The following is a 17,940-nucleotide window of genomic DNA, read 5'->3' as shown; positions in this document are numbered from 1 at the left end:
TGGCGCACCGTAACGCCTACGAAGCGAACAAGCCGCGTCAAAACGGGCATCGTCCGGCGGGAACCCGCCATATCCGGCGCGGCCCGGGCGCAGTGGGTCCCGGGTGGTGACAACATCTGCTCGGGCGCAACGGCCCTCCGCACGGCTTTGCCGCGACCGACGACGCGCCCGGTCCCCCCGTACGGCCACACGATGGTCCGAAAAGAGAGTGACGATGACCGAGGCGACTCGGCACACGCCCGGCACGCCCTGCTGGGTGAGCCTGATGGTGCACGGCCTTGACGCGACCCAGGATTTCTACGCAGCGCTGTTCGGCTGGGAGTTCTGCCCCGGGCCCACGCAACTGGGGCCCTACGTACGCGCGATGATCGGTGGCAAGGAGGTCGCCGGCATCGGCCGTCTCCCGGCCGACCGCGATCTGCCGGTCGCCTGGACTCCCTACCTGGCGAGTGACGACGCGGACGTGACGGCCGAGGCGATCCGCAGCTGCGGCGGCACGGTGGGTGTGGGGCCGCTCGACGCCGCCGACGCGGGACGCCTGGTGATCGCCTCCGACCCGGCAGGCGCGGTGTTCGGAGTCTGGCAGGCCACGGCACACCTCGGCAGCGCCGTGCACGGCACGCACGGGACGCCGGTCTGGAACGAGCTGCTGACCTGGGAGACATCGACGGTCGGCAAGTTCTACCAAGCGGTGTTCGGCCACGACACGCAGGTGGCCGACTCCGCCGACCTGGACCGGCTGACGCTGCTCGTCGAGGACCGTCCGGTCGCCACCGTGCACGGAATGGGCCAGGCGTTGCCCCGCGGACGCGGTCCCCACTGGATGACCTGCTTCGAGGTCGAGGACACCGACACGGCCGCCCACCTGGTGGTGGAGCTCGGCGGACAGGTGATCGAGCCGCCCCGTCCCGGCCCCGGCGGCCGCGAGGCGACCGTCTGCGACCCGGAGGGCGCGGTCTTCACCATCGTACGGTCGGACGCCCGCTGACACCTGTGGCCCCGACAGCGGGTGTCCGTACCGGTCCCCCACGGAGCAGGATGTCCGGAGCGAGGCCCTCACAGGGCTCTTCGTTGCCCGGGAATCACGTCCGTGCTGCAATTCAGCGGCCGGTCGGCTCCGTTGGAGGGAGCGGAGGCCAGGCACGGTGCCGTTCTTCCTTCCTTCGCCGGACGGCTTCTCATGGACCGGACGCAACCATGCGGGCAGAGCATTTCGAACTGCCGGGACGGCCAGGGCGCGAGACACGGCTGCTGACACAGCAAGCGCTCCCGCAACCCACGGAAGCGTCGTGGGCACCTGCCCCTCGGCCAGGGTCGGCGACGAGGTCACACGGCCGTTCGTCGGCTCGCCCGTCCACAGGAGGGTCAGGTCGGTTGCGTGGTAACCAGCGGCATGGTTGCCGGCGCCCACATGGACGACGTCGTGGGCCACGGCAGGAGAAGACACGAGCCCGGAAGTCCCTGGGCTGCTGTACAGGAGCAGCCAGCAAGAAGGGGGCCGTCAAGGCCTCGGGTGAACGGTCGTCCGCCGGTTGGAGAGTGGTGCCAAAAGATCTTCACGTGGGTGGCCCCCCGGAAGTGCTGACAAACACAAGGAGGAACCACGCCGTCAAGCCGATGTGACCGGCAGGACATCGGGGGACAGCGCGCCCGCGTGGGCCGAAGCACTTGTCATCCGGCGACGGTGGTGGCGGCGGCACAAGACCTCGTAACCGATCTCCTCCACCGGGCGGTTGACGTCGCCGACGACCACCTGGGCGCCCTGGACCACCATCTCCCCGCCCACCGTGCGGGCATTGTGCGTCGCCCGGGCGCCGCACCAGCACAGGGCCTCCACCTGGAGGGCCTCGATCCGGTCGGCCAGCTCGATCAGCCGCTGCGAGCCGGGGAAGAGTTTGGTGCGGAAGTCGGTGGTGATCCCGAAGGCGAAGACGTCGAGGCCCAGGTCATCCACGACACGGGCCAGCTGGTCGATCTGCTCCGGGGCGAGGAACTGCGCCTCGTCCACGATCACGTAGTCCGCCTTGCCGCCCTGGGAAAGCTGGTTCACCAGGTACGCGTAGAGGTCCATGCCCTCGGTGGCCTCGACCGCCTCCGTCACCAGGCCCAGCCGGGAGGACAGCTTCCCCTCGCCCGCCCGGTCATCACGGGTGAAGATCACGCCCTGGAGCCCGCGGGCCGAACGGTTGTGTCCGATCTGGAGCGCCAAAGTCGACTTCCCGCAATCCATCGTTCCGGAGAAGAACACCAGCTCGGGCATGGGGAGTCGAGACCTTTCGGGTCCGGGTGGCAGTGGGGTCAAGAGCGTACTTCGAGGAGCGGCACGAGCTGTTCGGCAGGGGTCATGGAACCGTGCATGCCGACCATGGCGGACTCGTTCGGTTCGCCTGTGGAGGCGATGACCACCACGTCGTCGTGGGCCGCCGCGACGACGTCGCCGATCCGGCCGTACACCCGCTCGTCGATCCGGGGGCCGAACCAGCCGGCGTCGATCGCCTCGTCGCGGCCGGCCACCCAGAACTGCTCGCCCAGCACCTCGCGCCAGACGGCGAGCACGTCGTTCTCCGCGCCCGGCACGGCATAGACGTGGCGCGCCCTGCCCTCGCCGCCCAGCAGGGCGACGCCGGCCCGCAGCTCCCAGTCCTCGTCGAAGTCGATGCGGGACTCTTCACCGAAGGGGACGTCGACCATGCCGTGGTCGGCGGTGACGTACAGCGCGGTGCGCGGCGGGAGCCGGTCGGCCAGGCGCTCGACCAGGCGGTCCACGTACATCAGCTGTCCGCGCCAGGCGTCGGAGTCGATGCCGAAGCGGTGGCCCTTGCCGTCGACCTCGCTGTAGTACGTGTAGACCAGGGAGCGGTCGCCGGCGGCGAGTTGCTCGGCGGCGAAGTCCATCCGTTCCTCACCGGTCAGCCGGCCGTGGAACGTGCCGCCGCTCAGGGCGACCCTGGTGAGCGGGGTCTGCTCGAACGCGGGCGACGACACCTGCGCGGTGTGCACGCCCGCGCGGTCGGCGAGCTGGAAGACCGTGGGGTACGGCTGCCAGACGTTCGGCGCGGTCCACGGCTTCCAGCGCAGCTGGTTCATCAGCTCGCCGGTCTCCGGGTTGCGCACCGTGTAGCCGGGCAGGCCGTGCACGCCGGGCGGCAGGCCGGTGCCGATGGAGGCGAGCGAGGTCGCGGTGGTCGCGGGGAAGCCGGCCGTGATCGGTGTTCCCGTGCCCCCGCGTGACGTGCCGAGGAGGGACGTCAGATACGGGGCCTCATCGGGGTGCGACCTGATCTGCTCCCAGCCGAGGCCGTCGATCAGGAAGACGCAGTTCCGGTCGGCGGGGGTGAGCTCCCGGATCGATTGCGCGAGCCCTGGCACGCCCTGGCCGGCCGCGAGGGTCGGCAGCAGATCGGCGAGCGAGCCGCTGCCGTACTCGGGCGCGGGCGCGGCGTGTACGTCCAGCGAAACGGGGTCGTCCGGCCATGCAGCGGGCTGGGCCATCAACGTGCGGCTGCCGTGGCTTCGGAGAGCGCCTGGGCGAAGACCAGGGTCTGGCGGACGGTGTCGGGGCCGTCGCCTGCCTCGCTGACCCGCAGGCTCAGATCGTCGGCGGTGGAGTTGCCGGTGTAGCCGTGGTCGGCGTCGCAGTTGGGGTCGCCGCAGGCGGCGGGCTCGAGGTCGAGTCGCGAGACGGCTCCCCAGCCGATGGTCAGGACGACCTCGCGGGGCAGGGTCCCGGGGGTGTACGCCTCCGGGTTGGCGACGACGCGGCTCATCACGACGGACGAGATCCGGCCGAGCTTGACCGACTCGGTGGAGGTCGTGGCGTACGGCGTCGGGGAGCTGGAGTCGGCGGCCTGCTCGTCGGTGTGGCTGACGATGAACCGGTTCGCCGTCAGGACGAGGACGGTGACATGACGGCGGACCTCGTTGGCGTCGAACGTGGTCTCCTGGTGCACCAGGTACGACGCGATCGGCTCGCCGCCGACGGCGGCCTCCACCGCCTCTGCCACGAGTGCCGGGTAGTAGCCGCTGCGCTCGATCGCCGCGCGCAGCCCCTGGGTCGTCGTACCGGTCTTCGCCATGCGGTCCATCCTACGGGCCCCGGAAGGCCCGGGCGCTCAGTAGCTGGGGAGCCTGCGGGGGCCGAGATCGGTACGGGGCGGCGGCGGCGCGAGCCGTACGGACGCGTCGAGGACAGTCAGGCCGTGCTGTGCCACGACGACCGGTTCCAGGCTGATTCCCACCACTTCGGGGTGGTCGTCGACCAGCCGCGACACCCGCAGCAGCAGTTCCTCGAGCGCGGACGTGTCGACCGGCGCCGAGCCGCGCCAGCCGAACAGGAGCGGTGCCGTGCGAATCGTGCGGATCAGCTCCGCCGCATCACGGTCGGTGGCGGGGACGAGGCGGTGGGCGGTGTCACCGAGCAGCTCGGACGCCGCACCGGCCAGCCCGAACGAGAGCACGGCCCCGACGCCGGGATCGATGGCCGCCCGTACGACGGTGTCCACGCCGCGCGGCACCATGGCCTGCACGACGGGCTGCAGCTCGGCGGGGGTGCCGAGCAGCTCCGTCAGTTCCCGGTAGGCCTGGCGCAGCTGGGTCTCGTCGGCCAGATCGAGCCGTACGCCGCCGAGGTCGGCGCGGTGGCGCAGATGCGGGGCGGTCGTCTTGAGCGCGACCGGATAGCCGAGGCGCGCGGCCGCGTGCACGGCGGCGTCGGGGTCGGGCGCGGGGAGAGTGGGGCGTACGTGGATGCCGTAGCGCGCGAGGAGCGCGTGCGCGTCAGCGGGGCCGAGGGTGAAGCCTCGCCGGTCCGCCGCCGCGTCCAGCATCCGCTCGATGTGGGCGGCTGCCCCGGCCTCGTCGATGTCCTCGAACTCGGGAACCCGCCCCGGCTCCGCGGCGTGCCGCCGCCACTGCCCGTACTTCACGGCCTCGGCCAACGCCCGCACGGCCCGCTCGGCGGCGGGGTACGCGGGAATCCGCCGCGCGTCGCCGCCGTCGAGGGCGGTCGCGGCGCCGTCCACCAGGGGTGCGTGGCCCGGCCCGGGGGCCTTGGAGGCGTGGGCCGCCGCGCCCGGGCGCGCGGAACCGGGACCGCCGGCACGCGCCGGCCCGCTGCCGTCCGGCGCGGGCGCGCCGGCGGCGGGTGGGGCCTTCGGTGACGAGCCGGATGCGGCCGGGGCGGCGGCGCCTGGCGCGGGCGCGCCGGCCCGGGCGGGCCCCGCGCCTCGCGGCGGAGAACCGGCGGGGCCAGGCGCGCCCGGCCCCGTCGCCCCGGCGGCGGCCCCGCCGCCCGGGGCGCTCCCGGCCTGACCCGGCCCGTCGGCGTGGGCGGAGTCGCCCTCCTGCAGGGACGAGCCGGCGGAGGGCGTCGCGTCGCTGCCCGCGGTCGCGAACGCTGCGGAGCCGCCCCCTGTGGACGCGGTCCTGTGCTCGGAGGGGGAACCGGTGGAGGCGCCGTACGGCGTGGGCCGGCCGCTGCCGGACGGAGCGGCGCCGGTCATGGGGCCTCCTGGCGCGGACGGGGACGCGGACGCGCCGGAGGCGTCGGCGGAGCGAGCAGGCGCGCCCACTCCACCCGCCGCGGCCGAGCCGGGAGCGGGTCTGCCCGTGCCGACGGGCGGGGCAGTGCTGGAGGCGGCCGCGAGGGCGTCGGCCAGGGCGCCCATCTCGACGTGGACGACTGCCACCGGCTTCGCCGGCGCCGTGGCCGACGCCGCGCGCAGGGCGGTGGCCAGGACCTCACCGTCGCCCGACTCCGTGACGCCGTTCTCCCCGACCCACGGGATCGCCGTGACCACCACCGCGTCGCATGCGTCGTCCACCAGCGCCTCCGCGAGCGCGGCGCGGAAGTCCGCGGGCGTGGCCGCCGTCGTGAGGTCGCGCGGCGGGAGCGGGCGCAGGCCCTCCGTGAGGCAGGCGTCGTACGTGAGCAGCCCGAGCGACTCGGAGTTGCCGAGGATCGACACCCGCGGTCCCCTCGGCAGCGGCTGCCCGGCCAGCATCAGCCCTGCGTCGACGAGCTCGGTGACGGTGTCGACGCGGATCACCCCCGCCTGGCGCAGCAGCGCCCCGACGGTCGCGTCCGGGATCCGGGTGAACGGCACCGCGTGGCCGGGCGGAACGCTGCCGCTGTGCCGGGCGCCCTTGACGACGACGACCGGCTTGACCGCGGCCGTGCGCCGCGCGAGGCGGGTGAACTTGCGCGGGTTGCCGATCGACTCCAGGTACATCAGGACGACGTCGGTGTCCGCGTCCTCGTACCAGTACTGCAGGAAGTCGTTGCCCGACACGTCCGCGCGGTTCCCGGACGAGATGAAGGAGGACACGCCCGCGCCTCGCCGGTGCAGCCCGGACAGCAGGGCGATGCCGATCGCGCCGGACTGGGTGAACAGCCCGATCCGCCCGTGCGCCGGGGACTCGGGCGCCAGCGAGGCGTTGAGCCGGACCGCGTCCGAGGTGCTGATGATCCCGAAGGAGTTGGGCCCGATGATCCGCATCCCGTACGAACGCGCCTGCCGTACCAGCTCGCGCTGCCGTTCCCGTCCGGCCGGGCCGCTCTCCGCGTACCCGGCGCTGAGCACGACGAGCCCCTGGACGCCGTGCTCGCCGCAGTCGGTGACGGCCTCGGGCACCCGTTCGGCGGGGACGGCGACGATCGCCAGATCGACGGGTTCATCGATGTCGCCGACGGAACGGACCGCGGGCACGCCGTCGATCTCGCTCCGCCCCTTGGGGAGCGCACGGTTCACCGCGTACACCCGGCCGGTGAAGCCCGCGCCCAGGAGGTTGCGCAGTGCGGTGCGGCCGACGCCGCCGGGCAGCCGGCCGGCTCCGACGACGGCGACCGAGCCGGGGGCGAGCAGCCGCTGGACCGAGCGCGCCTCAGCGCGCTGCTCGCGTGCGCGCTGCACGGCGACGGACTCCTCGGTGGGTTCGAGGTCGAGGGTCAGATGGACGGACCCGTCCTCGAAGCTGCGCCGCTGGGTGTACCCGGCGTCCCGGAAGACCTTGATCATCTTGGAGTTGGCCGGCAGCACCTCCGCGGCGAACCGTCGGATGCCCCGCTCCCTGGCGACGGCCGCGATGTGTTCGAGCAGCGCGGACGCGACGCCGCGCCCCTGGTGGGCGTCCTGGACGAGGAACGCGACCTCGGCCTCGTCGGCGGGGGCGCTCGCCGGGCGGCCCTGCGCGTTGATCCGGTCGTAGCGGACGGTGGCGATGAACTCTCCGCCGACCGTGACCGCGAGTCCGACCCGGTCCACGTAGTCGTGGTGGGTGAAGCGGTGGACGTCCTTGGCGGACAGCCGTGGGTAGGGAGCGAAGAAGCGGTAGTACTTCGACTCGTCGGAGACCTGCTCGTAGAAGCTGACCAGCCGGTCGGCGTCCTCGGTCGTGATGGGCCTGATCCGGGCGGTGCCGCCGTCGCGCAGCACCACGTCTGCTTCCCAGTGAGCCGGGTAGGCGTGCTCCTGCGAGGTCTGCATGGGGAAAGCCTACGGCCCGGCCCAGCGGTCGCGGAGGCGGTTGCCGCCGGGCAGGCTGAGGAGGCCGGAGAGGCGGTCCGCCGCCCCCTGCCGAGTCGGCGGGGGACACGTCCGCACACATGAGAGACTGGTCTAGACAACCCGCTAAGACTTGAAGGGCAACACCATGGCTGAGCGCCGCGTCAATGTCGGCTGGGCCGAGGGCCTTCACGCCCGCCCCGCGTCCATCTTCGTCCGTGCCGCGACGGCTTCCGGCGTCCCAGTGACGATCGCCAAGGCCGACGGCACCCCCGTCAACGCCGCCTCCATGCTCGCCGTGCTCGGCCTGGGCGCGCAGGGCGGCGAGGAGATCGTCCTCGCTTCCGACGCGGACGGCGCCGAGGCCGCCCTGGACCGCCTGGCCAAGCTGGTGGCGGAGGGTCTCGAGGAGCTCCCCGAGACCGTCTGAGCGAAACGGGCCGCGCGGCCCGAGCCCATTCGCGAGAAAGCCGCGGTGCCCCGAATCCGGAGCACCGCGGTTCTGCTTTTCCGGGACGACCGGAGATGCTTCGAGGAACGCCGGTAAAGCAGACCCGTAACAAATAAGAGGCCGATCAAATCACGGCTCTTTTGTATACGCCGATTGTTAATTCCGGCCGCTCGCGGTGTTTACGGCATGTTGCGAAGTCCTCACCCGCACGGTGCGCCGCAGCCGGTGCGCCCCGGCGGCACGCTCGGCGTGAAGCGCCGTCAGCGCCCGCGCCCGCTCGGCGTCACCGCGCGCCACCGCGTCGACGATCGCGCCGTGCTCTGCCCATGACTCCACCGGCGCGGCCGGCTGCTCCACCGCGTACATCCACGCGATCTTGTGCCGCAACTGTGTGAGCAGCGCGGTCAGTCCAGGGCTGCCGCAGGACTGGGCGAGCGTCTCGTGGAACCAGTTGCCGAGGGACCGCAGGTCCTCGCCCTGGCCCCGGCGCGCCCTCTCCTGCCCGAGTCTCACCAGGCCGCGCAGCACCTTGAGGTGCGCCTCCGTGCGCCGCTGCGCGGCGCGTGCCGCGCCCAGGGGCTCCAACAGCATGCGCATCTCGAGGAGGTCGGCGGCCTCCTGCTCCGTGGGCTCGGCGACGCAGGCGCCCGCGTGCCGCCGGGTGACGACGAACCCCTCCGACTCCAAGGTGCGCAGCGCTTCACGGACCGGGACCCGGGAGACCCCGTAGCGGCGGGCGAGTTGCTCCTCGGTGAGCCGGCTGCCGCGCTCGAAGACACCGGAGACGATGTCGTCGCGGATCGCCGTGCATACCGATTGCGCGGGAATACGCATGACCGAACCTCCGCCTTGATCCGAGCGCAACGCAGCCGATTGACGTGTGTTCCCGTGACTCTATTGCAATGCGCGCCGTTTTCCGACGGCACCCCGGAAACCATGGAAATCTCTTGGCCGGGACGGCAATCACGGAATGGCGGAAACGGCACCGAATACACCGAAGGCCCCCGGTGGGGAGCCAGGGGCCCGGAGCGGGTGCGGCGGACCGGTCAGATGCTGACGCCGTGCGAGCGCAGGTAGGCGACCGGGTCGATGTCGGAGCCGTACTCGGGCGTGGTCCGGGCCTCGAAGTGGAGGTGGGGGCCGGTCGAGTTGCCGGTCGAGCCGACGAGGCCGATCTGCTGGCCGGGGGTGACCCGCTGGCCGACAAAGACGCCGATGGACGACAGGTGGCCGTACTGCGTGTAGGTGCCGTCGTTCATCCGGATCACGATGTTGTTGCCGTACGCGCCGCCCCAGCCCGCCTCGACGACGGTGCCGGAGCCGACGGCCACGACGGAACTGCCGGACGCGGCACGGAAGTCGACGCCGGAGTGGGAGCCGGAGGACCACAGGGCGCCACCGGTCTTGTAGCCGGTGGTCACGAAGGAGCCGGCGACGGGGAGCCGGTAGGAGTTCAGCCGCTTGCGCTCGGCCTCGCGGGCAGCGCGCTCCTTGGCCTCGCGGGCCGCCTCGGCGCGCGCTTCGGCCTTGCGCTTCGCCTCCGCCTCGGCCTTCGCCCGGGCACGGGCCTTGGCAGCGGCCTCCTCGGCCTCCTGCTTCTGGGCGGCGGCCTGATCGGCTATCTCGTCGGCGAGCGACCCCACGGTGACGATCGGCGTGAGGCCGGTGTCCTCGACGGAGGGGGCCCCGGTGTCGGCGGCGAGCGCCGGGGAGGCGAAGGTTCCGACGACGCCGGTGGTGGCGAGGGCGGCGACGCCGGCCAGGTTCGCGCTCCTGCGCGTCAGGCGGCTCGGGGCACGATGCTTCCCGGTGGCACGGGTGAACGCCATGAAGAGGCTGGTCCTTTCCTTCCTTCTCGCCTACCGGGTTAGCTGACGGGTTCGGAGCAGGAAGGTCTCCTACGGGCTCCTCCGCGCGGGCGAAGGTGTCCGATTCACCCCAGGGACGATTGGGTCCCCGGCTCCCCAGGCTCACGCCTGACGGGGACTCGGCGATGGCTGCCCGACGCCGCGGGCGCAGCGATCTCCAGGCGGACAGCCGGACCGACGCTAGGCATCTCGTCCGTCAATCACCAAACGGACAGCCCCTTTTGTAGCGCATGCCACAGGGCAGACAGGCAATCTCCACCCTAAAACGGTCATACGACGGAACCCCGGCAAACGATTCGAAGCCGGGGTTCCACTTACATGCCGCGTTTCCAGAATGTGCCGCTTGGTACTTTTCTCCGCATCGGCGGCTTTCAATCAGCCCGTGACAACCGTCACTTCACCGATTCCGAGCGCCTTGACCGGCTCCTCGATCTGCGACGCGTCGCCGACGAGCACCGTGACCAGCCGGTCCACCGGGAAGGCGCCCACGACCGCCGCGGTGGCCTCCACCGTGCCGGTCTCCGCCAGCCGGACGTACAGCTGGGCCTGGTAGTCGTCAGGGAGGTGCTGCTCGACCTGGTCGGCCAGGGTGGCCGCGACGGAGGCCGCCGTCTCGTACTTCAGCGGGGCGACACCCACCAGGTTCTGCACGGCGACGTCGCGCTCTGCGTCGTCGAGGCCTTCGGCCGCGAGCGTGCGGAGCACCTTCCACAGGTCCTCGAGCGCGGGGCCGGTGTTCGGCGTGTCCACGGAGCCGCTGATGGCGAGCATGGCCGCGCCGGAGCCGTCCGGCGCTGATAGCAGCACCTGGCCGAAGGCCCGAACACCGTAGGTGTAGCCCTTCTCCTCGCGCAGCACCCGGTCGAGGCGGGAGGTGAGGGTGCCACCGAGGCAGTACGTGCCGAGGACCTGGGCGGGCCAGACACGGTCGTGGCGGTCCGCTCCGATGCGGCCGATGAGCAGTTGCGTCTGTACGGCCCCGGGACGGTCCACGATGACCACCCGGCCGGTGTCGTCGGCGCTGATCGGGGGCACCGGGCGGGGATCGGCCTTGTCCCCCGTCCAGGTGCCGAGCGATTCGCCGAGGACGGCGTCCAGGTCGACGCCGGTGAGGTCGCCGACGATCACGGCGGTCGCCGTCGCGGGGCGCACATGGGCCTCGAAGAAGGCGCGCACCGCGGGGGCGTCGATCCGCGCCACCGTCTCCTCGGTGCCCTGGCGCGGGCGCGAGACGCGCAGCGCGGCCGGGAAGAGCTCCTTGGCGAGCTGCTTGGCGGCGCGTCGGCCCGGGTTGGCCGTCTCGTGCGGGATCTCGTCGAGACGGTTGCGGACCAGCCGCTCGACCTCGCTGTCCGCGAAGGCGGGTGCGCGCAGCGCCTCGGCGAGCAGGCCGAGGGCCTTGGGCAGCCGGGAAACCGGAACCTCCAGCGACACCCGCACCCCCGGGTGGTCGGCGTGGGCGTCCAGCGTGGCGCCACAGCGCTCCAGCTCGGCGGCGAACTCCTCTGCGGAGTGCTTGTCGGTGCCCTCCGACAGGGCGCGCGCCATGATCGTGGCGACGCCGTCGAGTCCCTCGGGCTCGGCCTCCAGCGGGGCGTCGAGGCAGAGCTCGACGGCCACGACCTGCTGGCCGGGCCGGTGGCAGCGCAGCACCGTCAGGCCGTTGTCCAGCGTGCCGCGCTCGGGGGCCGGGAAGGCCCAGGGCCGGGCGGCGCCGGGAGTCGGCTGCGGGTGGAAGTCCATGGTCACGGCAGCGTCGCTCACTGGTCCGTCCCCTCGTGCTCGTGTCCGTCGGCCGCTTCGGTCTCTTCGGCGGCGACCGGTTCGTAGACCAGCACCGCCCGGTTCTCGGGGTGAAGACGCGCCTTGGCGACCGCCTGCACCTCCTTGGGGGTGACCTCGAGCACACGCTTCACGGCGGTGAGGGCCAGCTGCGGGTCACCGAACAGGACCGCGTATCGGCAGAGTTCGTCGGCACGGCCGGCGACCGTGCCGAGCCGGTCCAGCCATTCGCGCTCCAGCTGCGCCTGTGCGCGCTCCATCTCCTCCGCGGTCGGGCCCTCGGCCGCGAAGCGCGCCAGCTCCTCGTCGACGGCCGCCTCGATCTGCGGGACGTCGACGCCGCCGGAGGTCTTGACGTCGAGCCACCCCATCGACGGGGCGCCGGCCAGCCGCAGCAGGCCGAACCCGGCCGCGACGGCGGTCCGGTCACGGCGCACCAGCCGGTTGTGCAGCCGGGAGGACTCCCCGCCGCCGAGGACGGTCAGCGCCAGGTCCGCGGCGTCGCACTCGCGGGTGCCGTCGTGGGGGAGGCGGTAGGCGGCCATCAGGGCGCGGGCAGGGACCTCCTCGACGATCTCCTCGCGCAGCTGGGCGCCGATGTTGTCCGGGAGGGTGCCGTCGCGCGGCGGCTGCTTGCCGTCGTGTGCGGGGATGGACCCGAAGTACTTCTCGATCCAGGCGAGCGTCTGCTCGGGTTCGATGTCACCGACGACCGACAGCACCGCGTTGTTGGGCGCGTAGTAGGTGCGGAAGAAGGCGCGGGCGTCCTCGAGGGTCGCCGCGTCCAGGTCGGCCATCGAGCCGATCGGGGTGTGGTGGTAGGGGTGGCCCTCCGGATAGGCGAGGGCGGTCAGCTTCTCGAAGGCGGTGCCGTAGGGCACGTTGTCGTACCGCTGGCGGCGCTCGTTCTTGACGACGTCGCGCTGGTTCTCCATCGACTCGTCGTCGAGGGCGGCCAGCAGCGAGCCCATGCGGTCGGCCTCCAGCCAGAGCGCAAGCTCCAGCTGGTGCGTGGGCATCGTCTCGAAGTAGTTGGTCCGCTCGAAGCTGGTGGTGCCGTTCAGCGAACCGCCGGCTCCCTGGACCAGCTCGAAGTGGCCGTTCCCCTTCACCTGGCCGGAGCCCTGGAACATCAAGTGCTCGAAGAGGTGGGCGAGTCCTGTACGGCCCTTGACCTCGTGGCGTGAACCGACGTCGTACCAGAGGCAGACCGCGGCGACCGGGGTCAGGTGGTCCTCGGAGAGCACCACGCGCAGGCCGTTGGCCAGGCGGTGCTCGGTCGCTGTCAGGCCGCCGGACCCGGCCTGCGCTGTGGCCGTGTGACCCATGGGCATGTACGTCCCTTCGATCGCGAAAACTTGGAAGTGCTGCCAGAGCTGCCACTGTATGCAAGCGTGCGGACACCTGGCGAAGTTCCCGGGCCCGGAGCCGCACCGTTCCCCCTGCGGCGCGGCGCATTCCCCCGGGGTGCGGGGGCGGATCACGGGTCGCGGTCGGCGTTGTCGGCGGGACGGTCCACAATGGTCCGCGTCAGATGCCCACCTGGTACGTGAAGGAGCAGCAGCCGCGATGGCCCGCCGCAGCACGAAGACCCCACCGCCGGACGACTTCGAGGAGAGGATCCTCGACATCGACGTGGTGGACGAAATGCAGGGCTCCTTCCTCGAGTACGCGTACTCGGTGATCTACTCCCGGGCCCTGCCGGACGCACGCGACGGCATGAAGCCGGTGCACCGCCGCATCGTCTACCAGATGAACGAGATGGGGCTGCGTCCCGACCGCGGCTATGTGAAGTGCGCCCGCGTCGTCGGTGAGGTCATGGGCAAGCTGCACCCGCACGGTGACGCATCGATCTACGACGCCCTCGTGCGCATGGCGCAGCCGTTCTCGATGCGCCTGCCGCTGGTCGACGGTCACGGAAACTTCGGCTCGCTGGGCAACGACGATCCGCCGGCCGCCATGCGGTACACCGAGTGCCGGATGGCAGACGCCACCGGCCTGATGACCGAGTCGATCGACGAGGACACGGTCGACTTCCAGTCGAACTACGACGGCCAGGAGCGCGAGCCCGTCGCGCTTCCCGCCGCCTATCCGAACCTGCTGGTCAACGGGGCGTCCGGGATCGCGGTCGGTATGGCGACCAATATGCCCCCGCACAATCTGGGGGAGGTCATCGCCGCGGCGCGCCACCTCATCAGACACCCCGGCGCGGACCTCGAGACGCTGATGCGCCATGTGCCGGGCCCGGACCTGCCGACCGGCGGCCGCATCGTCGGTCTGAACGGCATCAGGGACGCCTACGAGTCCGGCCGCGGTTCGTTCAAGATCCGTGCCACCGTGTCCGTGGAGAACGTCACCGCGCGCCGCAAGGGTCTGGTCGTCACGGAACTGCCCTTCACGGTCGGCCCGGAGAAGGTCATCGCCAAGATCAAGGACCTGGTCGGGTCGAAGAAGCTCCAGGGCATCGCGGACGTCAAGGACCTCACCGACCGCGAGCACGGCCTGCGTCTGGTCATCGAGATCAAGAACGGGTTCATCCCGGAGGCGGTCCTGGAGCAGCTGTACAAGCTGACTCCGATGGAGGAGTCCTTCGGCATCAACAACGTGGCGCTGGTCGACGGGCAGCCGCTCACGCTCGGTCTGAAGGAACTGCTCGAGGTCTATCTCGACCACCGCTTCGACGTCGTCCGGCGGCGCAGCGAGTTCCGGCGCACCAAGCGCCGGAACCGGCTGCACCTGGTCGAGGGCCTGCTCGTCGCCCTCCTCGACATCGACGAGGTCATCCGGATCATCCGGTCCAGCGACAACTCGGCCCAGGCGAAGGAGCGGCTCATCGAGCACTTCTCGCTGAGCGAGATCCAGACGCAGTACATCCTGGACACCCCGCTGCGCCGGCTCACCAAGTTCGACCGGATCGAGCTCGAGAGCGAGCGCGACCGGCTCAACGGCGAGATCGACGAGCTGACCGGCATCCTCGAGTCGGACGCCGAACTGCGCAAACTGGTCTCCTCCGAACTGGCCGCGGTGGCGAAGAAGTTCGGTACCCCGCGGCGCACGGTGCTGCTGGAGTCCGCGGGCACGCCCGCGCCGGCGGCCTCGCTGCAGGTGGCGGACGACCCCTGCCGGGTCCTGCTCTCCTCCACCGGCCTGCTCGCGCGTACGGCCACGGGCGAGCCGCTGGTGGAAGGCAGGAGCAAGCGCGCCAAGCACGATGTGATCGTCTCCGCCGTGCTCGCCACACAGCGCGGCGAGGTGGGCGCCGTGACCTCGGCAGGGCGGCTGCTGCGGCTGTCGGTGATCGACCTGCCGCAGCTGCCGGACACGGCGGCCGCCCCCAACCTCTCCGGCGGTGCGCCGGTCGCGGAGTTCCTGTCGCTTCAGGCGGACGAGACGGTCGTCTGCCTGACCACTCTCGACGAGTCGTCGCCGGGCCTCGCGCTCGGGACCCTGCAGGGCGTGGTCAAGCGGGTGGTGCCCGACTATCCCTCCAACAAGGAGGAGCTGGAGGTCGTCACGCTCAAGGACGGCGACCGGATCGTCGGTGCCGTCGAGCTGCACACCGGCGAGGAGGACCTGGTGTTCATCACCTCGGACGCCCAGTTGCTGCGTTATCCCGCCGCACAGGTGCGTCCACAGGGCCGTCCGGCCGGCGGTATGGCCGGCATCAAGCTGGCGGAGGGCGCGGAGGTCATCTCGTTCACGGCGGTGGATCCGGCGGGCGACGCGGTGGTGTTCACGGTGGCGGGCTCGCACGGCACGCTGGACGACTCCATGGCGACGGCGAAGCTGACGCCGTTCGACCAGTACCCGCGCAAGGGACGGGCCACCGGCGGCGTGCGCTGCCAGCGCTTCCTGAAGGGCGAGGACGTGCTGGTCCTGGGCTGGGCGGGCGCGGCACCGGCCAGGGCGGCGCAGAAGAACGGCTCCCCCGCCGAGCTCCCGGAGCCCGACCCGCGCCGCGACGGCTCCGGCACGCCTCTCCTGTCGCCGGTCGCCGTGCTCGCGGGGCCGGCGAGCTAGCCGCCGTAGCCCTCGGAAGAGTCCTCGGAGGTGTCCTCGGACAGGTCGTCCGAGGACACCTGAGGCACATATCGCAGGACGCCCCACAGGCTGTGCTCCTCAGGGGCCTCTTCGGTTCCGGTGATGCGGGCGGCGTCGAGGTGCGACAGCAGGGCCCGGGTGTCGACGCCGGAGCCGATGAGCACCAGCTGTGTGAGCCGCTCGGCGTCGCCCGACGGCCAGGGCTCCGGGTAGAAGCGCAGGAACCGGCCCACGGAGTGGATCGTGTACCGGTTGCGTGGGTCGAGTACGCCGAAGTCGACGAATCCCTTGATGCGGTACAGCCCTTCGGGCCGTGAGTCGAGGAAGTCCAGCAGCCTCCGCGGATGGAGGGGATCCGCGGAGGTGAACGAGGCGCTCTCGTAGGCGGCGTGCAGATGGCCGTCCTGAGCGTGTTCGTCGTGGTCGTCGTCGTGGAGGTCCTCGAAGGACAGCTGTCCGACCCGTTCGGTCCGCGGCCGCGGCTCGAAGAACAGCTCGGGGTCGATCCGCCCGTACGATGCCGGGACCACGGCGGCCCGGTCGGCGAGCCCGGTGATCGTCTCTCGCAGCGCTCGCCGCTCCCCATCACCGACCCGGTCCGCCTTGTTCAGTACGACGAGGTCGGCGACGGCGAGATGGCGGTCGAGCTCCGGGTGCCGATCACGGGTCTGCTCGAACTCGGCCGCGTCGACGACCTCGACGAGGCCGCCGTAGACGATCCGGTCGTTGTCGCTGGCGAGGAGCATCCTCACCAGTTCCTGCGGTTCGGCGAGGCCGCTCGCCTCGATGACGATCACGTCGAGGCCGGCGGCGGGCCGGGTGAGCTTGTCGAGGAACACATCGAGTTCGCTCGCGTCGACGGCACAGCACAGGCAGCCGTTGCCGAGCGAGACCGTGGAGTCACCGAGCTGTCCGGCCACGGTCATGGCATCGATCTCGATCGACCCGAAGTCGTTGACGATGGCGCCGATCCTGGTCCCGCGACTGGTGCGCAGCAGTTGGTTGAGCAAAGTCGTCTTGCCGGATCCCAGAAAGCCCGCGAGGACGACGACGGGGATCTGCGGCTTGCTCAAGACGACACTCCGGGGCCGGGGCAGCTGTGGCCTCCAGAATAGGGGCCGGTCAGAGGAGGGCCGGGAGCGGCTGCGGCGGTGGCGTCCCCACGTAACGGGCCGCCGGCCGGATGATCTTGGAGTCCTCCGCCTGCTCCAGAATGTTGGCGCTCCAGCCGACGACGCGTGCCGCGCAGAACGTCGGCGTGAACATCTCCCTGGGCAGTCCGCACAGTTCCATGACGACGCCCGCGTAGAACTCGACGTTCGTGTGCAGTTCCCTCCCGGGCTTCAGCTCGGCGAGGATCGCCTCCACACGCGACTCCACCTCGAGCGCGAACCGGACGAGCGGCCCGCCGAAAGTCTCGGCGATCTGGCGCAGCATCCGCGAACGCGGGTCCTGCGTGCGGTAGACGGGGTGGCCGAAGCCCATGATCCGCTCCCCCGCCAGCACGCGTTCCCTGATCCATGCGTCGATGCGGTCCGGTGTGCCGATGGCGTCGAGCGTGTCCAGGGCGCGGCTCGGCGCACCGCCGTGCAGGGGCCCGGAGAGGGCGCCGACGGCACCGACGAGGCACCCGGCGACATCGGCCCCGGTGGAGGTGATCACCCGCGCCGTGAAAGTCGAGGCGTTGAAGCCGTGGTCCACGGTGGAGATCAGATACTGCTCGACGGCTCGGGCGCGCACGGGATCTGGCTCGCAACCGGTCAGCATGTAGAGGTAGTTCGCCGCATACGGCAGGTCATCGCGCGGTTCGACGGGCTCGAGCCCGCGGCCGATCCGGTACAGCGCGGTGAGCAGAGTCGGTACGGCGGCGCAGGCCGCGAGCGCGTCGGCGCGGCGGCGCTCGGGGGCCAGGTCGTACACGGGCCTCATCCCGGCGCAGGCGCCGAACAGCGACAGCGCGGTCCTCAGACCGGCGAGCGGGCCGGAGGCGGAGCCGGCGCGGACGATCGCGGGCAGTGCCGCGCCGACGCTCTCGGGAAGCCGGCGCAGCGATGCCGTGTGCGCGGTGAAGGCGGCGCGCTCGGCGGCGTCCGGCAGCCGGCCGTGGAACATCAGGTGCCAGACGTCCTCGAAGGTGCCGCGTTCGGCCAGTTCGACGGCCGAGTACTGCCGGTAGTGGTAGAAGCCCTCACGCCCACGGACGTCCCCGAGGGCCGTGTCGGTGACGACGACGCCGGCGAGACCGCGCGGTATGCCGGAGTCGGCGGGCGGTGCGCTGATCGACATGGTTCTGCCT

At 71.6% G+C, this 17,940-nt stretch carries 13 protein-coding genes and 1 riboswitch; of the genes, 3 read left to right on the top strand and 10 right to left on the bottom strand.

Going from position 1 to position 17,940, the window contains the following annotated elements; translation table 11 throughout:
* Nucleotides 1-214: 214 nt before the first annotated feature.
* Nucleotides 215-988, top strand: a complete 774-nt coding sequence (locus IE198_RS19855; protein ID WP_189888442.1) for a VOC family protein — start codon at nt 215-217, stop codon at nt 986-988.
* A 621-nt stretch (nt 989-1,609) separates the two neighbouring features.
* Here the strand turns inward: IE198_RS19855 and IE198_RS19850 are convergent.
* Genes IE198_RS19850 through IE198_RS19835 form a run of 4 tightly spaced genes read right to left on the bottom strand, consistent with a single transcriptional unit; the run spans nt 1,610 to nt 7,484 of the window.
* On the bottom strand, nt 1,610-2,260 hold the full coding sequence (locus tag IE198_RS19850) for a thymidine kinase (RefSeq protein WP_189888440.1): 651 nt from the start codon (nt 2,258-2,260) through the stop codon (nt 1,610-1,612).
* 38 nt (nt 2,261-2,298) lie between these two features.
* Nucleotides 2,299-3,492 (bottom strand): alkaline phosphatase family protein, encoded by a 1,194-nt coding sequence (locus tag IE198_RS19845; RefSeq protein ID WP_189888438.1) that lies wholly within the window; start codon nt 3,490-3,492, stop codon nt 2,299-2,301.
* Nucleotides 3,492-4,076, bottom strand: a complete 585-nt coding sequence (locus IE198_RS19840) for a DUF5998 family protein (RefSeq protein WP_189888436.1) — start codon at nt 4,074-4,076, stop codon at nt 3,492-3,494. Before IE198_RS19840 ends, IE198_RS19845 begins: the two co-directional genes overlap by 1 nt.
* Before the next feature lie 36 nt (nt 4,077-4,112).
* Nucleotides 4,113-7,484, bottom strand: coding sequence for a bifunctional GNAT family N-acetyltransferase/acetate--CoA ligase family protein (locus IE198_RS19835; protein ID WP_189888434.1), 3,372 nt, complete (start codon nt 7,482-7,484; stop codon nt 4,113-4,115).
* 166 nt (nt 7,485-7,650) lie between these two features.
* Between IE198_RS19835 and IE198_RS19830 the strand changes: the two genes are divergently transcribed.
* Nucleotides 7,651-7,932 (top strand): HPr family phosphocarrier protein, encoded by a 282-nt coding sequence (locus IE198_RS19830; RefSeq protein ID WP_189888432.1) that lies wholly within the window; start codon nt 7,651-7,653, stop codon nt 7,930-7,932.
* Nucleotides 7,933-8,109: 177 nt separating this feature from the next.
* Here the strand turns inward: IE198_RS19830 and IE198_RS19825 are convergent, their stop codons facing one another.
* The 4 genes from IE198_RS19825 to IE198_RS19810 form a co-directional block, all read right to left on the bottom strand.
* Entirely contained in the window at nt 8,110-8,787 is a 678-nt protein-coding gene (locus IE198_RS19825; protein ID WP_189888430.1) for a GntR family transcriptional regulator, read from the bottom strand.
* Between the two features lie 212 nt (nt 8,788-8,999).
* Nucleotides 9,000-9,782 carry a M23 family metallopeptidase gene (locus IE198_RS19820; protein ID WP_189888428.1) on the bottom strand — a complete coding sequence of 261 codons (783 nt, stop codon included), beginning with the start codon at nt 9,780-9,782 and terminating at the stop codon, nt 9,000-9,002.
* A gap of 13 nt (nt 9,783-9,795) precedes the next feature.
* A riboswitch (cyclic di-AMP (ydaO/yuaA leader) is annotated at nt 9,796-9,956 on the bottom strand.
* Between the two features lie 240 nt (nt 9,957-10,196).
* Entirely contained in the window at nt 10,197-11,564 is a 1,368-nt protein-coding gene (locus IE198_RS19815; RefSeq protein ID WP_189888628.1) for a M16 family metallopeptidase, read from the bottom strand.
* A gap of 17 nt (nt 11,565-11,581) precedes the next feature.
* On the bottom strand, nt 11,582-12,937 hold the full coding sequence (locus IE198_RS19810) for a M16 family metallopeptidase (protein ID WP_189888426.1): 1,356 nt from the start codon (nt 12,935-12,937) through the stop codon (nt 11,582-11,584).
* Between the two features lie 235 nt (nt 12,938-13,172).
* On the opposite strand from IE198_RS19810, the gene IE198_RS19805 reads away from it, so the two are divergent.
* Nucleotides 13,173-15,623, top strand: a complete 2,451-nt coding sequence (locus IE198_RS19805; RefSeq protein ID WP_189888423.1) for a DNA gyrase/topoisomerase IV subunit A — start codon at nt 13,173-13,175, stop codon at nt 15,621-15,623.
* On the opposite strand, the gene IE198_RS19800 is transcribed toward IE198_RS19805, so the two are convergent.
* On the bottom strand, nt 15,620-16,717 hold the full coding sequence (locus IE198_RS19800) for a CobW family GTP-binding protein (RefSeq protein ID WP_189888421.1): 1,098 nt from the start codon (nt 16,715-16,717) through the stop codon (nt 15,620-15,622). The two genes, IE198_RS19805 and IE198_RS19800, sit on opposite strands and share 4 nt — an antisense overlap.
* A gap of 49 nt (nt 16,718-16,766) precedes the next feature.
* Nucleotides 16,767-17,930, bottom strand: a complete 1,164-nt coding sequence (locus tag IE198_RS19795; RefSeq protein WP_189888419.1) for a citrate synthase/methylcitrate synthase — start codon at nt 17,928-17,930, stop codon at nt 16,767-16,769.
* Nucleotides 17,931-17,940 lie beyond the last annotated feature (10 nt).

The sequence above is a fragment of the Streptomyces xantholiticus genome (assembly GCF_014651015.1).
In the GTDB taxonomy this organism is placed as follows: domain Bacteria; phylum Actinomycetota; class Actinomycetes; order Streptomycetales; family Streptomycetaceae; genus Streptomyces; species Streptomyces xantholiticus.
Note: the sequence above shows the minus strand (reverse complement) of the source record. Positions and strands in the feature narration are given on the sequence as shown.

What these genes read in the sequence shown, in the direction of transcription:
- IE198_RS19855 (WP_189888442.1), top strand. Translation starts at nt 215, where the DNA reads ATGACCGAGGCGACTCGGCACACGCCCGGCACGCCCTGCTGGGTGAGC.
- IE198_RS19850 (WP_189888440.1), bottom strand. Translation starts at nt 2,260, where the DNA reads ATGCCCGAGCTGGTGTTCTTCTCCGGAACGATGGATTGCGGGAAGTCG.
- IE198_RS19845 (WP_189888438.1), bottom strand. Translation starts at nt 3,492, where the DNA reads ATGGCCCAGCCCGCTGCATGGCCGGACGACCCCGTTTCGCTGGACGTA.
- IE198_RS19840 (WP_189888436.1), bottom strand. Translation starts at nt 4,076, where the DNA reads ATGGCGAAGACCGGTACGACGACCCAGGGGCTGCGCGCGGCGATCGAG.
- IE198_RS19835 (WP_189888434.1), bottom strand. Translation starts at nt 7,484, where the DNA reads ATGCAGACCTCGCAGGAGCACGCCTACCCGGCTCACTGGGAAGCAGAC.
- IE198_RS19830 (WP_189888432.1), top strand. Translation starts at nt 7,651, where the DNA reads ATGGCTGAGCGCCGCGTCAATGTCGGCTGGGCCGAGGGCCTTCACGCC.
- IE198_RS19825 (WP_189888430.1), bottom strand. Translation starts at nt 8,787, where the DNA reads ATGCGTATTCCCGCGCAATCGGTATGCACGGCGATCCGCGACGACATC.
- IE198_RS19820 (WP_189888428.1), bottom strand. Translation starts at nt 9,782, where the DNA reads ATGGCGTTCACCCGTGCCACCGGGAAGCATCGTGCCCCGAGCCGCCTG.
- IE198_RS19815 (WP_189888628.1), bottom strand. Translation starts at nt 11,564, where the DNA reads ATGGACTTCCACCCGCAGCCGACTCCCGGCGCCGCCCGGCCCTGGGCC.
- IE198_RS19810 (WP_189888426.1), bottom strand. Translation starts at nt 12,937, where the DNA reads ATGCCCATGGGTCACACGGCCACAGCGCAGGCCGGGTCCGGCGGCCTG.
- IE198_RS19805 (WP_189888423.1), top strand. Translation starts at nt 13,173, where the DNA reads ATGGCCCGCCGCAGCACGAAGACCCCACCGCCGGACGACTTCGAGGAG.
- IE198_RS19795 (WP_189888419.1), bottom strand. Translation starts at nt 17,930, where the DNA reads ATGTCGATCAGCGCACCGCCCGCCGACTCCGGCATACCGCGCGGTCTC.